Annotated in this window: 12 protein-coding genes; 4 read left to right on the top strand and 8 right to left on the bottom strand. The window is 41.1% G+C overall.

Features of this window, described 5'->3' with window-relative positions; translation table 11 throughout:
- Nucleotides 1-2: 2 nt before the first annotated feature.
- The 8 genes from MTBBW1_RS13840 to MTBBW1_RS13805 form a co-directional block, all read right to left on the bottom strand.
- Entirely contained in the window at nucleotides 3-1,997 is a 1,995-nt protein-coding gene (locus MTBBW1_RS13840; protein ID WP_080804357.1) for a hypothetical protein, read from the bottom strand.
- Nucleotides 1,998-2,009: 12 nt separating this feature from the next.
- The gene (locus MTBBW1_RS13835; protein ID WP_080804356.1) at nucleotides 2,010-2,615 is read right to left on the bottom strand and encodes a GTP-binding protein; all 606 of its coding nucleotides are present in this window, start codon (nucleotides 2,613-2,615) and stop codon (nucleotides 2,010-2,012) included.
- A gap of 100 nt (nucleotides 2,616-2,715) precedes the next feature.
- Nucleotides 2,716-3,120, bottom strand: a complete 405-nt coding sequence (locus MTBBW1_RS13830; RefSeq protein ID WP_080804416.1) for a roadblock/LC7 domain-containing protein — start codon at nucleotides 3,118-3,120, stop codon at nucleotides 2,716-2,718.
- A 347-nt stretch (nucleotides 3,121-3,467) separates the two neighbouring features.
- Nucleotides 3,468-4,388, bottom strand: a complete 921-nt coding sequence (locus MTBBW1_RS13825; protein ID WP_080804355.1) for an AAA family ATPase — start codon at nucleotides 4,386-4,388, stop codon at nucleotides 3,468-3,470.
- Between the two features lie 145 nt (nucleotides 4,389-4,533).
- Nucleotides 4,534-5,358, bottom strand: coding sequence for an enoyl-CoA hydratase/isomerase family protein (locus tag MTBBW1_RS13820; RefSeq protein ID WP_080804354.1), 825 nt, complete (start codon nucleotides 5,356-5,358; stop codon nucleotides 4,534-4,536).
- Between the two features lie 385 nt (nucleotides 5,359-5,743).
- Entirely contained in the window at nucleotides 5,744-6,871 is a 1,128-nt protein-coding gene (locus MTBBW1_RS13815; RefSeq protein WP_080804353.1) for a sodium ion-translocating decarboxylase subunit beta, read from the bottom strand.
- 157 nt (nucleotides 6,872-7,028) lie between these two features.
- Nucleotides 7,029-7,454: an OadG family protein gene (locus MTBBW1_RS13810; protein WP_245809379.1), complete on the bottom strand. Its 426-nt coding sequence runs from the start codon at nucleotides 7,452-7,454 to the stop codon at nucleotides 7,029-7,031.
- 508 nt (nucleotides 7,455-7,962) lie between these two features.
- The gene (locus MTBBW1_RS13805; protein ID WP_186441301.1) at nucleotides 7,963-8,400 is read right to left on the bottom strand and encodes a cyclic nucleotide-binding domain-containing protein; all 438 of its coding nucleotides are present in this window, start codon (nucleotides 8,398-8,400) and stop codon (nucleotides 7,963-7,965) included.
- Nucleotides 8,401-8,888: 488 nt separating this feature from the next.
- Here MTBBW1_RS13805 and MTBBW1_RS13800 point away from each other — a divergent pair, with 488 nt between their 5' ends.
- From MTBBW1_RS13800 to MTBBW1_RS13785, 4 genes are all read left to right on the top strand, one after another.
- The gene (locus MTBBW1_RS13800) at nucleotides 8,889-10,043 is read left to right on the top strand and encodes a BMP family ABC transporter substrate-binding protein (protein ID WP_080804350.1); all 1,155 of its coding nucleotides are present in this window, start codon (nucleotides 8,889-8,891) and stop codon (nucleotides 10,041-10,043) included.
- 540 nt (nucleotides 10,044-10,583) lie between these two features.
- Nucleotides 10,584-12,128, top strand: a complete 1,545-nt coding sequence (locus MTBBW1_RS13795) for an ABC transporter ATP-binding protein (RefSeq protein WP_080804349.1) — start codon at nucleotides 10,584-10,586, stop codon at nucleotides 12,126-12,128.
- A complete protein-coding gene (locus MTBBW1_RS13790) occupies nucleotides 12,125-13,222 on the top strand; it encodes an ABC transporter permease (RefSeq protein ID WP_080804348.1) in 1,098 nt (365 codons plus the stop codon). The genes MTBBW1_RS13795 and MTBBW1_RS13790 overlap by 4 nt, the downstream gene beginning before the upstream one ends.
- A 36-nt stretch (nucleotides 13,223-13,258) precedes the next feature.
- A complete protein-coding gene (locus MTBBW1_RS13785; protein ID WP_080804347.1) occupies nucleotides 13,259-14,179 on the top strand; it encodes an ABC transporter permease in 921 nt (306 codons plus the stop codon).
- Nucleotides 14,180-14,458: the final 279 nt, after the last annotated feature.

The raw sequence follows: 14,458 nt of genomic DNA, 5'->3' as shown, positions 1-14,458 counted from the left end.
GTCTATGATAAACCAAACATTCTTTTCAGTTTTGCCCAAAAACCCTGAGGCCTGGGATCAGTAAAAGCTTCCTCTTCCTGCATTGCTCCACTCATCAATTGTTCAGAATCAGGTGGGGCGTTGTTGACTCCCTCTCCGGAAGCGTAAGCATTGGTGGAGCTAAAACTCTTATCTCCCTGAGGTAGATTTCCCTGGTCAAGAAGCTGAAGCAGATTGTTCTGGAAATTTATATAACGGTTGCATGCACTGCTTAAGGTATATTCCGATACCACACTGTTGTCAAATTCCTGTTTTTGTGAATGTTCAATGCAGTCGAGGCAGAATAGCATGCCCTCAACGCCGCTTTGTATTGTATCCTGGGGAACAAATGCGAGACTATTCTTGAATGCATTATAAAGATTTAGCATCACCTGTAGCTCAGAGGGAACGTTTTTATTGGAGATATCAGCATCAATCTGCTGCTGAATAGAACTTATGCTGCTGTTAACACTCTCCAGTGAATTGATATTTCCATCAAACATGCATTTTGCAACTGTTGATTTGACATTGTCAAGCAATGCCATGTCAATTTGTGGTATTTTTTCAGAATTGGCAGATTGTGTATCTTTTGCAGTGGCTGATATATGTTCTGCTTCTGTTTCAAAGAATTCGTCTTCAAAATCATAGGGCACCATTCCATTTGTACTATCTGCACTTCTGGATGATGGCTTTGCATTGTCATCAATTGGTTCGTAGGGTGGCTCCAGGTTGTTTTCAAAAGCCAATTCGTTGCTGCCAGGGTCATCTTCGGGTGTAAAGGGATCAATATCATCAAAAAGATCATCCTGTTCGTCTTCAAATGGAACAGCACCATCACTCCATTGGTCTTTTTCATCTTTAGGGGAAGGGGTAGATGTTTGAGCTGAAGAAGATTGAGACCCGTCAGTGTAAGGAACCACCTCGTCACCGGAGTCTGCAAAATCCATGGGTTCATCCTCATCAAAAAAAGCATCCAGTCTGCTTTGTATTTCAGGAATAGGCTGATTTTTCCCTCTGTCAGGTATTACTTCTCTTATGTTGGGATTGTCTGGTGTTGATGAGGTTGCAGCAGGATTAACACCACCCGGGGAGTGCGTTCTGTTGCCATCATCCTGGAGCATATGAATCTCTTCAATCAGATCATCAACCGGCGAGAGATTGCTGACTTTTGTACCTATAAGATCATCCATGGGATTCATTCCCTGGGGTGTTGGCTTTCTTGCAGGTGGAGATGAAATTATTTGTTTTAGCTGATTGAATTTCTGAATTTCCCTTGAAAGAATATCCTGCTGCTTTTGTTGTGAAAGGTTTGGCTGCAGAACAACCTGTTCAAAATTTTTGTATAGTGAATTAAGAAGTGAGATAGCATCCGGATGTGTATTGGCACCTCTGTTATGTACATATCTGCCAATGCTTTGGAACATCTGGAGAAAAGAGAGATGAATCTTACTGTTTTGCCAGTGTCTTTTAAGGTGATTTACCTCTTTGTCAAGATTCTGGATAATTTCTTCTGATATCTCCCAGTCAAGGGAAAGAATAATGGATTTAAGGTTGGCAATGGGCGAATCATCAGCAGTTGAGGATGGCTGGGAAGCAGCTCTGCCAGGTTGTTGAACCATCTGTTTGAATCTGTTAAAGTTGGCAATTTCTTTTGACAGAAGATTCTGTTTCTGTTCATTGGAGAGAGATGCTCCTTTTGTGCTACTCAACATCTCCATATTGTTAATAACTGAGTTGAGCAGAGGCAGTGCTTCGCTGTGAAGCTCATCTCTTTTTGAAAGTATATAGCTGACAAGGGCTTTGACCATTTTGGTGAATGTTGACAGAACCTTGTCATTGGTAAACTGAAGTGATAATTGATCTGTTTTTGCGTTGATCTGATTTAAAGTAGATTCGGTTATGCCGTTATTCAGGGTGAGAATGAGACGTTTCAGTTCACTGAGAGAAGCGCTGCTCTTTCTATTTGATTGCTTCTTCAAATGAGCACCTCCTTAAAAAAGCTGATCTTGAATTGATGACAAGGTTAAGGAAATAATTTTCTTAAGGGTGGCAATAACATTGCCGCCAGCAAGTGCGCTTGCTGCAAAGGCCGGAACCCTTAACTCCATATTAAGGTCTTTTTGCATTGTTTGGGGTGATAAAAGGGGTATATTGGAATCTTTCAGGTCATACTTATTATACTGCATCACCAGAGGGATTTTAGTAATATCAAGATTATAGGTTGTAAGATTTTCAATCATTTGGTTTAGTGAGTCAATATTTTTCTGTCTTTGTGATTCCATTGCATCTGCAACAAAAACTATACCATCAACCCCTTTTAATACAAGTTTGCGGGTGGCATTGTATTTTACCTGACCAGGGACAGTATATAACTGTATAGAAACATCATATCCTTTTATTTTCCCCACATCAAAGGGCAGAAAGTCAAAGAAAAGAGTTCTGTCATCATGGGTTTTCAGGCTAACCATTTCAGATTGTATGTTGCTTCTGTATTTTTTGTATATATATTCAAGGTTGCTTGTTTTTCCGCCCCTTCCAGGGCCATAGTAAACAATTTTAACCTGAACTTCCTTGGTCATTATATTAATAAAAGCCAAAAGTTCCCCTCCTCATTCCGGACAGCAGAATGAATGTGTCACTATCTCAAGGAGCTGTACCCTGGTTTTTCTTTCAATTTTAGTTGAAACTGGATTGAAGTCATATATTTTCATTGCGGCAGATTTTATTAATTGCATTATTGGTTTCCGTAACTTTCAGACGTATTAAACCCAACGATATATCTTTATGAAACATTGTAATCAGCAGCAAGTTTTCATTTACCTTGCTGAAGTGAATACTTGCGGTTTCACCTTTATGGAAAAGGAGGGAAAATTCTGATTCCCCCACCATTTGCGCCATTGCATCCACTGCTGCAAAATTGCCTGCTGCAAGAGCTGCAAATGCTACTGTATCAATGTTGAAGTTGCCGTCATTCTGTTTTGAGACTGTGTTCCCTGCCATATCTATTAAAATGGCATTTTTAACACCTGCATCAATTAGTTTGACTTTAAGCACATTATCGATACCTTTTAGTTGTTTTTCGCTTAAAATACCGTAATTCATTTTTCCCGCCCCATGTGAAGTAAATGAAATATTATTATCTTCTCCTTTATGCCAGAATTTAACTGAATATGAAACAAATTTGAAAAGAAAAATGTGTTTTTTCCCATCCTTCATATCATGTAAAGAGTCTCAAGTTCATATCGTGTAAAGAGTCGCAAGTTTTTTAATCTTCCATCATAATATTGTGGTTTCAACAGCTTTGAAAACACAAAGTGTAGTGCATTGTCAAAGCTAAAAATTAGGGTTCGATTAACTGTAGAGACGAGGCATGCCTTGTCTCTACGTTGCAGATAACCCTAAAATTAAGTGTTGAAAGTACAGTAGTGGTCACAATTAGGTTTTCATTCTTAAATTACCTGATTAATGGTTTTTGTCACCATCTCAGTGTCGGCTCTATATTTGCATATTAAATTCATGGTATCTTTGACACTCTGTTCATTAAGCTCTTTTATACCAAGTGCCATCAATGCTCTTGCCCAGTCAATTGATTCTGAAACACAAGGTCTTTTTTTTAGTGACATTGCCCTTATTTTGTTTATGCTTTCCACAATTTGGCGAGAAAGGGAATCTTCAATTTCCGGAAGCTTCATTTTTATTATCTCAATTTCTCTTTCAGGTGCAGGGTAATCTATATAAAGATGGATACAGCGCCTTTTTAGAGCATCGCTCATGTCACGGTAGTTGTTGGATGTTAAAAATACAAGAGGAATGGAGACAGGTTTCCTTGTCCCAAGTTCAGGGATGGTTACCTGAAAGTCACTCAGCAGCTCCAGCAGAAATGCTTCAAATTCCGGATCAGACTTATCCACCTCGTCAATAAGAAGCACAACAGGCTCGGGTGAGGATATTGCCTGAAGAAGAGGTCTTGGCTGGATAAAACGCTCTGAAAAAAATGCATCTTCCTCTGCTGCTATTTTCTCCACTGCTTCAGCAAGTGTTTTTGTTCCTGTGGTGACTGTGTTGATTCTCTCTTTCACCATTTGTGTGTAGAGAAGCTGTTTGGCATATTCCCATTCATAAAGTGCCCTTGCTTCATCAAGTCCTTCATAGCATTGCAGACGTATAAGGGGACGATTGAGGGTTTTAGCAACAGCCTTTGCAAGTTCTGTCTTGCCAACACCTGCCGGACCTTCCACCATAATGGGCTTTTCCGTGGCCATGGCAACAAAAATAACTGTTGATATCTCCCTTGAAGCTATGTAGCCTGCTGCCTCAAGGGATTGTGTCAACTCTTCTACACTGTTGAAATACTTTTTCTGAAATTTCATCTAATGAACTCGTGATGCATAACTTCTTTGACCTTGACTTTGCCAAGTCAGGAGTTTCTTCCACGGTTGACTGAAAGCCAGGAACTTATTCCACGGTTGACTGCAAAGCAGGAACTTATTCCACGGTTGACTGCAAGGCAGGAACTTATTCCATGGTTGACTGAACAAACGCAAGGGTATCTTTTACCTGTTTGTCAAAAAAACAGTCCAGGGCTTTCTGCCAGTCTGTGTCAGCCATTCGTCTTCTGATCATTCTGGCTGTTTCCATTTTAAGCTCTTCCTTGAGGCGGCAGAATGGTCGTGCAGGGGTATCTATCCACATTTTTACAAGCTCTTTTGCACGATTTATGAGATTTTCCGGAGCGAGCAGCTCATCAACAATTCCCTTTTGATGGGCAGTTGTGACATCCATCATATCTCCGAAATACATAAGATCCCTGAATTTTTTGTCAGAATCAAGGCCAAATCTCATGATTGCACTCTGGGCAACTGAAAGGGGCACCCCGATTTTTATTTCAGACATTCCAACCTTGATCTTGGGGTGGTCAGTGATGAGTCTGTAGTCAGATGCCATTGCCAGAATAAGTCCTCCCGCGGCAGCATGGCCGTTCATTGCACAGATGACCGGTTTGGAACAAATAAAAAGATCCAGAAAAACTTTGTCAGCAAAACCAAGAAATTCAATTGCTTCATCTCTGTTATTGAATCCCATGAATGTGTAAAGATCAAATCCGCTTGAAAAAAAGCGGTTTTGTCCAGTCAGGATAATACCTTTTATTTCTTTATCCTGGTTGGTCTTGTCAACACAATCTTTTAGTTGTTCAAGTGTCTCTCTTGTAATGGAATTGGTTTTGCCGTTTGTAAGCGTTACTATCATTATCTGGTCATCAAGTTTTGATTCAAGCATAAAATTTTTGACTCCATCAATGGTAAATTTATCGGTTGCAATTTTTATAGGTTTATTATGCATTTTTCATGTGGATCTAAAAGTAATTGACATTTTACTGAACGAGATTTCCGAAAATCGGGAAGGTCAGTCAGGAAAGCGTTAATCTGCAAACGAAAGAGGTCGTGTTCCTTCAAAGTTTAACTGTCGGGTGTTTTTACCCCTCTATCAATTAATGGAGATGTGTCTGGGGTGAGGTAGGTATTTCTACCCGACAACTATAATATTGAATAGGCAGTAGTACACTGTCAATACTTAATTTCAGGGTTATCTGCAACGTAGAGACAAGGCATGCCCTGTCTCTACAATTAATCGAACCCTAATTTTTAGCTTTGAGAATGCAGTATATAAGGGATTGCCATCAAAAAAAGTGTAAAACTACTTTTGGGGTAATATGAAATATGCCTAATTATCTTATAAAACTCCACAGTACACCAGCTCCGAGTGCAGAGCCAATAACCCCTGAAATATTGGGAGCCATGGCATGCATTAGCAGAAAATTTGTAGGATCTTCACGCTGTCCAACCATCTGGACAACTCTTGCCGAGTCAGGTACGGCTGAAACGCCGGCTGCTCCGAGAAGAGGGTTAATTTTTGTTTTGAGAAAAAGATTCATTATCTTTGCAAAAATCAGGCCGGCTGCTGTGGCAATACAAAAAGATATGGCTCCAAGGAAAAATATGCCAACAGAGCTGCTGGTTAAAAATACATTGCCCTGTGTACTTGCACCTACGGTGAGTCCAAGCAGAATGGTAACAGTGTCAATGATTGCATTTCTTGCGGCAACTGCAAGTCGTTCGGTAACAACAGCTTCTTTTAGAAGATTTCCAAAGCAGAGAAATCCCAGAAGCGGAAGAGCGGCAGGTGCCAGAAAGCAGCAGAGCAGAAAAGCAATAATTGGAAAAAGCATTTTTTCCCGTTTGCTTACTTCTCTTGGCTCTTCCATTCTGATAAGTCTCTCTTTTCGTGTAGTAAGAAGTCTCATAATGGGTGGTTGAATAACTGGAACAAGTGCCATATATGAGTAAGCAGCCACTGCAATTGGGCCTATCAGTGTAGGAGCAAGTTTTGCTGTAAGAAAGATCGCTGTTGGCCCGTCAGCACCACCTATGATGCCAATGGATGCAGCTTCGTTGGGTGCAAAACCCAAAGCAAGCGCTCCGAGAAATGTTATGAATATACCTGCCTGAGCGGCTGCCCCGAGAAGCATCAGCACCGGTCTTGCAAGAAGAGTTGAAAAGTCGGTCATCGCACCTATGCCGAGAAAGATCAGGGGCGGGTATATTCCCTGTGTTACACCATAATAGAGGTAGTGTAGTACGCTGTTATTCTCATAGATCCCAAGCCCCAGTCCCTCAAAAACCGGTATGTTACCCACAAGCATTCCAAAACCTATTGGAACAAGCAAAAGTGGCTCATAGTGTTTGGCTATACCAAGATAAATAAATATGGAACCCACAATAATCATTATAATGTTTCGGTAATCGCACAGAAAAATACCTGTGTTCTGAAAAAAATCTATAAAAAGAGTCTCCATAATTAAGTCCTCTAAAATTTCTAATGTGTTGTTGTTTGCAGTAAAATTTGCTTTTCATTCCGGAATTGCTCACCTCTTAATAAAAAATTCAAGTTAAGAAAAAAATCAAGCGGTGGATTTTTACGGTAAACTGCACGGTAAATACGACAAGGCTATATTATTGGACAATTTTCATGAACATTTCTCTGTCCCATGTGAAAAAGCCGGACTCTTCTGATTTGATAATACCGCTTTCAAGAAGGAGAGCAAGGCTTGAGTGGGGTGCATTAAGCCCACTAACTTCAGCCAGTCTGAGAAGTTTTGGAAGAGCAAAAGAATCATCCATTGTTCTTGCAAGCAGTTTGAATTGTTTTGCAGATTCCTTTTGCTGTTCTGTGAAGGATAGGATTTTTTCAGGTTGGTTTTTTTTGAGGAGTCGTTCTTTTAAACTCCCAAGATTGTGCCTGTTTTCCCATAAGTCAAGGATTTTATGAAGCTGGGCTATGGAAAGGGATAGAAGAACCAGTCCAGTAAAAACTATTGTTATACCGACAACGGAGATAGCCCATCCGTTGTGTGCTGAGATTGCCTGTAATCCGTACACTGTCGCCTCCATTTTGATAGTGGTAAAATTATTAATATCGGATTTAAAGATTTACAATTCTTTTGTTTTTTAAAAAAGTCTCTATTTTTACTTTATTAGCTTAAATAAATTGTCTTAATCGACTCAAAGTCGACACCTATGATCTTGTAAGGCTGGTCAACACTGTCTGAATCAGGATTCCCAGGATTCCCAGGATTAACAGGATAATACAAGATTATCTATCCTGGACATCCTATCCATCCTGGTTATCCTGATTCAGACAAGTGCAATAAGTTCTGAAAAAGCAATAAGATGTCGATTTTGAGTAAATAAATTGTCTTAATCACTCAAAGTCGACACCTATGATCTTGTAAGCCTTGTCAACACTGTCTGAATCAGGATTCCCAGGATTAACAGGATAATACAAGATTATCTATCCTGGACATCCTATCCATCCTGGTTATCCTGATTCAGACAAGTGCAATAAGTTCTGAAAAAGCAATTAAGATGTCGATTTTGAGTATATAGATCAGTATTGATACTGGTTTTCGTCATCTTCAGGAACTTCAAGAAAAGGTAATTCATTGGAAATGTGCTCAGACCACGATTGCATTATTTGCTCTGCATTACTGGAATCTTCCTGGATAAGATCAAGGAAATCGCCCCTTTTAATTGTAAGTACCTCGCCATTTTTAAGTGCTGTCAAGCTTGAGCAGTAGGTACCTTTAGAGGAAAGAATATCAAGACCTGCAAAATCACCAGGCTTTGCCATGACAATGGATTTGCCACCATCAAGTTCAAGAAGCATCATGCCTGAAACAAGTATGAAAAAAGATGTTGCCTTGTTCCCTTTTAATGCAAGGGATTCCCCTTCCTGAACATGACATGGGTTCATCATGGTGGCTATGTTTTTAATGTCTGAATCACTGCTGTTTTGAAACAGAATACATTGTCTCAGAATATCCATTGTTTTCTCCATGCATTTCCCCCATTTAAGTGTATTGTATTCAAATATTTATTTTATAAGACTATTCTTTAATCATAAAAATTATCATCTGTCGATAAAAAAATGTTTGCGGTGACACCCCGCAGATTTTCCTTTACTGTTTGATTAATGACTATTCTCTTGTGCGGAATATTCAATATCATTTTGGTTGACTGCAAATGCCATACTATCGTAAAGTAAAAAAATTTATCCAAATACGGTGGCTTGTTAGAGAATTAGTAACTTACGACTGGATCACAAAAAGCTTTAGCATGAAAATGGGGCATGCTTCATTTCTCAGTTGACACTTTCCGGAGAGAAAACGCTGGGTATCGGGAATCTCTCATAAAAAAGTATAAAGTAGCTTTGGATTCATATGTAAGGATGCCGAAAATGGCTGTCATTTTATACTTGGGGTGATTGATACGTAATCATGCCCTTTTAATTAATAATACCAGGAGAGAAAAAAGATGAATTTTGTCAAGCAGATTGTTATTTGTATTATGTCGGTGATGTTTTTTTCAGGCTTTGCCATGGCTGAAGGTGACAAATTGAAGGCAGGTTTTATATATGTAGGCCCTGTTGGAGATTATGGCTGGTCACATGCCCATGATCAGGGTAAAAAATTTGCAGAGGAGAAATTTCCATGGCTGGAGACAGTTATTGTTGAGTCAGTTGCCGAGTCAGACTCTTCAAGAATCATCGACCGCCTGATTCAGGGACAGAAGTGCGATGTGGTATTCACAACAAGCTTTGGTTACATGGAAGATACCCTTAAAGCTGCCAAACGCTATCCAGACAAACTCTTCATGCACTGCTCCGGCTTCAAAAACCTTAAAAACATGGGAACCTATTTTGGTGATCTCTATCAGATGTACTACCTTAACGGCATTATGGCAGGAGCTCTTACCAAAACCAATAAGATAGGCTATGTTGCAGCATTTCCCATTCCTGAGCTTGTAAGGCACATTGATGCCTTTGCCCTTGGTATAAAGGCTGCCAATCCAAATGCAGAGGTCAATGTGCGTTGGACCTATGCCTGGTACGGGCCGGATAAGGCAAAAGAGGCGGCAGAAGCTCTTATTGCAGAAGGTTGTGATGCTCTTGCATTCACCGAGGATACACCTGCTGTTATTGAAGTTGGCCAGGATCACACAGAAAAAGGGAAACAGATCTATACATTCAGCCACTACAGCCCCATGCAGCCCTATGGCAAGGATTCCGTTGTATCAGGACAGCTCATGGATTGGGGCGGGATCTATGCAACCATCCTTGAAAGCATTCATAATGGTACCTGGAGCAATGAAGATATCTGGTGGCTTGCAGCAGAAAAAGCAGCATTACTGGGTGGCAGTTTTGATGAGCCTGTTAACTCCAAATTTGTTGACGATCTTAAATCTGTGCAAATTTCCACTCCTGATCTTGGAGAGCTTAATGCATACGATCTTGTGATGAAGCGATATGCCCAGATGCAGGAAGGCGTTGATGTGTTCGATCCTTTTGTTGGCCCTATCAAGGATAATACCGGCAATATCCAGATCAAAGAGGGAGAGCGCGCGTCCAAGCAGGATCTTCTGAGTATCATGTATTATGTTGATAACGTTAAAGGCTCAATTCCTCAGTAATTTATATGCTCAAAGTTGACACCTATGATCTTGTAAACCTTGTCAACACTGTCTGAATCAGGATTCCCAGGATAACAGGATAACAGGATAACAGGATAACAGGATAACAGGATAACAGGATAACAGGATAACAGGATAACAGGATAATAGGATTCCCAGAATAACAAGATTAACAAGATTAACAAGATTAACAGGATAATACAGGATAATACAGGATAATACAGAATAATACAAAACAATACAGACTTATCTATCCTGGACATCCTATCCATCCTGTTTATCCTTATTCAGACAAATGCAATAAGTTCTGAAAAAGCTATAAAATGTCTATTTTGAGCATATGGTTTAAATGGCTGTTAAACTCCACAATCCCCATTCCCCGGTCGGCATAGGATGGTTACGAAGTAACTTTCCATTTTCAAGAACGGGGACAGATTTAAAATCTGTCCCCAATTATGCAAATTGGCAAGTTATTAAAGCGCCCCTCCTTAATCAGTAGTACCGGCCATGGACAGACAGTAAAAGATCAAGGCAACTGTTATGACAAAGATCCAGAAACTTGAAATGGTTAATATGTCAAAATCGTTTCAAGGCTTCTATGCCAACAGGGATATCAACCTTCATGTCAAGTCCGGCGAGATTCTTGGGCTTCTTGGAGAAAATGGTGCCGGCAAGACAACCCTGATGAATATTCTGTATGGACTTTACCAGCCGGATGGCGGAGAAATCAGGATAAATGACGCACCTGTAAGGATAACCTCTCCTCTTGACTCAATCCATCACGGCATTGGCATGGTTCACCAGCACTTTATGCTTATACAGAATCACTCTGTAATTGAAAATATCGCTCTGGGTTACGAAAAGACTCCATTTTTTTTCCCAAAGATAAGAATCAGAGATAAGGTGGTGGAGTTTTCCAGAAAATTCAATTTTGATATTGATCCATCCAGGAAGGTATGGCAGCTTTCTGCCGGCGAACAGCAGAGGGTTGAGATTATAAAGGCTCTTTTAAATGGTGCTGACCTTCTTATTCTGGATGAACCGACTTCTGTGCTTACTCCCCAGGAGATAAAGGAACTTTTCAGAATTCTCAATGACATGAAATCTCGGGGACATATGGTTATTATCATAACCCATAAGCTGGATGAGATCATGGAGATTTGTGACCGTGTAACTGTTCTTCAGAAGGGGCGTGTTGTTGGAGGTGCAGACAAGGCAAATGTTGACAAGCGTGAACTTGCAAGGATGATGGTTGGCAGGGATGTCCTTTTTAATGTAAATCGTGAAAAACTTGCCAAAGGAGAGAAGGTTCTCAGTGTATCTGATCTGCATGTACTTGGTGACAAAGGTCTTCCGGCTGTCAAGGGTGTCTCATTTGATGTTTTTGCCAATGAAATATTTGGTATAGCAGGAGTTTCCGGAAATGGCCAGCGTGAGCTTGCTGAGGCCATTACAGGTATCCGGAGGATTTCATCCGGAAAAGTTGTTGCCGGAAGCAGAAATATTACAAATCTTTCTCCAAGGAAAATTTATGATCACGGGGTTTCCCACGTTCCAGAGGAGAGGATAAAGTTTGGCATTGCTCCAGGTCTTTTTCTTTATGACAATGCAATCTTGAAGCAGCATCACCTTGACAAGTTTTCAAAGAAAATTTTTCTGGAGTACGGCCGTATAAAGCTTCATACCCGTTCACTTGTTGAAAACTATAAAGTTGCAACACACTCCATAGATGTTGAGATAAAGAACCTTTCTGGAGGCAATATCCAGAAGCTCATCCTTGGCAGGGAGATCAGTGAAAAGCCATCTTTGCTTGTGGCGTCTCACCCTACCTATGGGCTTGATGTGGGAGCAACAGAGTACCTTCGTGAGCAGTTGCTGCTCAGAAGGCGTGAAGGTGGAGCTGTTCTGCTTTTTTCGGAGGATCTTGAGGAAATTTTTGAGCTGTGCGACCGTATTGCAGTTATGTTTCAGGGCAGGTTCATGGGAATTCTGGATGCTTCAGATAAAGAGAGATTAAAGGATATTGGCCTTATGATGGCAGGGTCAGTAAGCTATACTCCTCTTCAGGGGGCAATTGATAAATGATAACCATTAAAGTCAGTGACAGGCAAAGAATTACGACACTTCGTTCAATCCTTACCAACATAGCCTCCCTTTTTGCAGCCCTTATTGCAGTGGGAGTTGTGTTCCTTGTATGCGGTGTCAACCCCTTTTATGCAATTGCACAGATATTTTCAGGCTCCTTTGGTTCCATTTATGGATTCAAGGAGACTGTTACCAAGGCTATACCTCTGATTTTAATTGGGGGTGGTCTTACACTTGCGTTTCGTGCAAAATTCTGGAATATCGGTGCTGAAGGTCAGCTTCTAATGGGAGCTTTAATGGGAACCTGGGTCGGGCTTGCCTGGGGAGATTCCCTTCCCTCCTTTTTTCTTGTTCCGGCAATGTTTGCAGCAGGTTTTGCAGGCGGTGCCATGTGCGGGCTTATCCCTGCCATTTTAAAGATAAAATTCTCCATCAATGAAGTCATATCCACACTGATGCTTAACTATATCTGTGCCGAATTTATAACAATGCTTATTGTTGGACCATGGAAGGGGAAAACACGATTCGGTTTTCCGGGAACAGATAATCTTCCGGATACCGCACTTCTCAATGTCATTCCAGGCTCACGAATCCACTATGCAACTCTTATTCTTGCCATTGTTTCAGTGGTAATCCTTGCTGTCATTGTTTACAGAACAAGGTTCGGATATGAGGTCAGGGTAATAGGAGAAAATCCTGAAGCCGGCCGTTATGCAGGTATTGATTTTTTCAGAACTTCCCTTGTAATAATGGCCATAAGCGGCGGTCTTGCCGGTTTTGCAGGTGTTGGTGAGGTTGCAGGCATACATCAGTATCTTGGATATCCAGCATCGGTCTCTTCTGGATACGGATTTACAGCAATTATTGTTGCATGGCTTGCAAAGCTAAATCCCCTTCTTTCAATTATATCTGCAATTTTTTTTGCAGGAATACTTGTTGGGGGGGATGCTATTCAAATATCCCTTGGGTTACCTGCGGCAACTGTCCAGATTGTGAATGGTATTCTGCTTGTCTTTCTTATCATGGGCGATTATTTTCTCAGAAATCAGGTTCGGCTTGTTTTTGGCAATGCAGTGCAACGCAAAAGTGCCTAAAGAATCCACGACGTTGTATAAAAAGGATATGTGTTGATGGAAGATGTTATTGTTTCAGTGGTGCAGAGAACCATGGTGGCAGGAACCCCATTGCTTCTTGGAACTGTTGGTGAGGTTATCTGTGAACGTTCCGGGATTTTAAATCTTGGTGTGGAAGGGGTTATGTCAGTTGGTGCTGTTGTGGCATTTATTGTCACCTACTCAACAGGAGACCCCTGGCTTGCAATGGTTGCAGCCATTGGCGCTGGGATGATTATTTCCATTCTTCATGCCTTTGCATCTGTAACTCTTCAGGCCAATCAGGTGGTATCTGGTCTTGCATTGACCATGATAGGGCTTGGCCTTTCAGGCATGCTCGGGAAACAATATGTGGGAAAACCCCTTGCTGTGAAAATGGATGACATTGCCATTCCATGGCTCTCTGATATCCCTTTCATCGGCACGGTTTTTTTTAAACAGACCCCATATTTCTACATGGCGGTGTTTCTGGCACTTGGGGCATGGTTCTTTCTGGAGAGAACACGCCTTGGCATAAAGGTGCGCTCCACCGGAGAAAACCCAAGAGCCACTGAAACCCAGGGCGTAAATGTCGCTCGTATAAGGTACGCCTGTGTGATCATTGGTGGAGGTTTTTCCGCCATGGCCGGAGCACATCTTTCCACTTCATACAGCAAATCCTGGATTGAAGGCATGACAGCCGGACGGGGTTGGATTGTCATTGCTCTTACCATTTTTGCCCTGTGGAATCCAGGCAGGGCAATCTGGGGTGCTTTTATATTTGGCGGTATTTTTGTGCTTCAATATCTTTTGCAGCCTCTTGGTATCTCTCCCAATTTTCTGGCCATGCTTCCCTACGGTTCCACACTTCTTATTCTTCTTGTAATGAGCTTTAAAGACCCAAGAAGGCTCAATGCTCCTGCCCAGCTTGGTGAGCCCTATAAGCGGGGGGAGAGATAATGATTTTAAAAAGAGTAAATTTGAGTTCTCTCAAAAGTAGTGCTTCTTCAAGTTCAAACTGTTTGGTAGAAATGTAACCTCACCCCCCGACCCCCTCTCCATATGAAAACAGCCATTTGCGGGGACTTTCATATAACGTACATGGCTGATGACCGCCACAATCGAAAAGATGAAAGTCATTTTAAAAACAGGCTGTTACCGAGACTTTCATATAACGTACATGGCTGATGACCGCCACAATCGAAGAGATGAAAGTTGTTTTAAAAACAGCCTGTTACC

It is taken from the genome of Desulfamplus magnetovallimortis, assembly GCF_900170035.1.
Taxonomy (GTDB): domain Bacteria; phylum Desulfobacterota; class Desulfobacteria; order Desulfobacterales; family Desulfobacteraceae; genus Desulfamplus; species Desulfamplus magnetovallimortis.
This window is presented reverse-complemented; position numbering and strand designations above follow the sequence as displayed.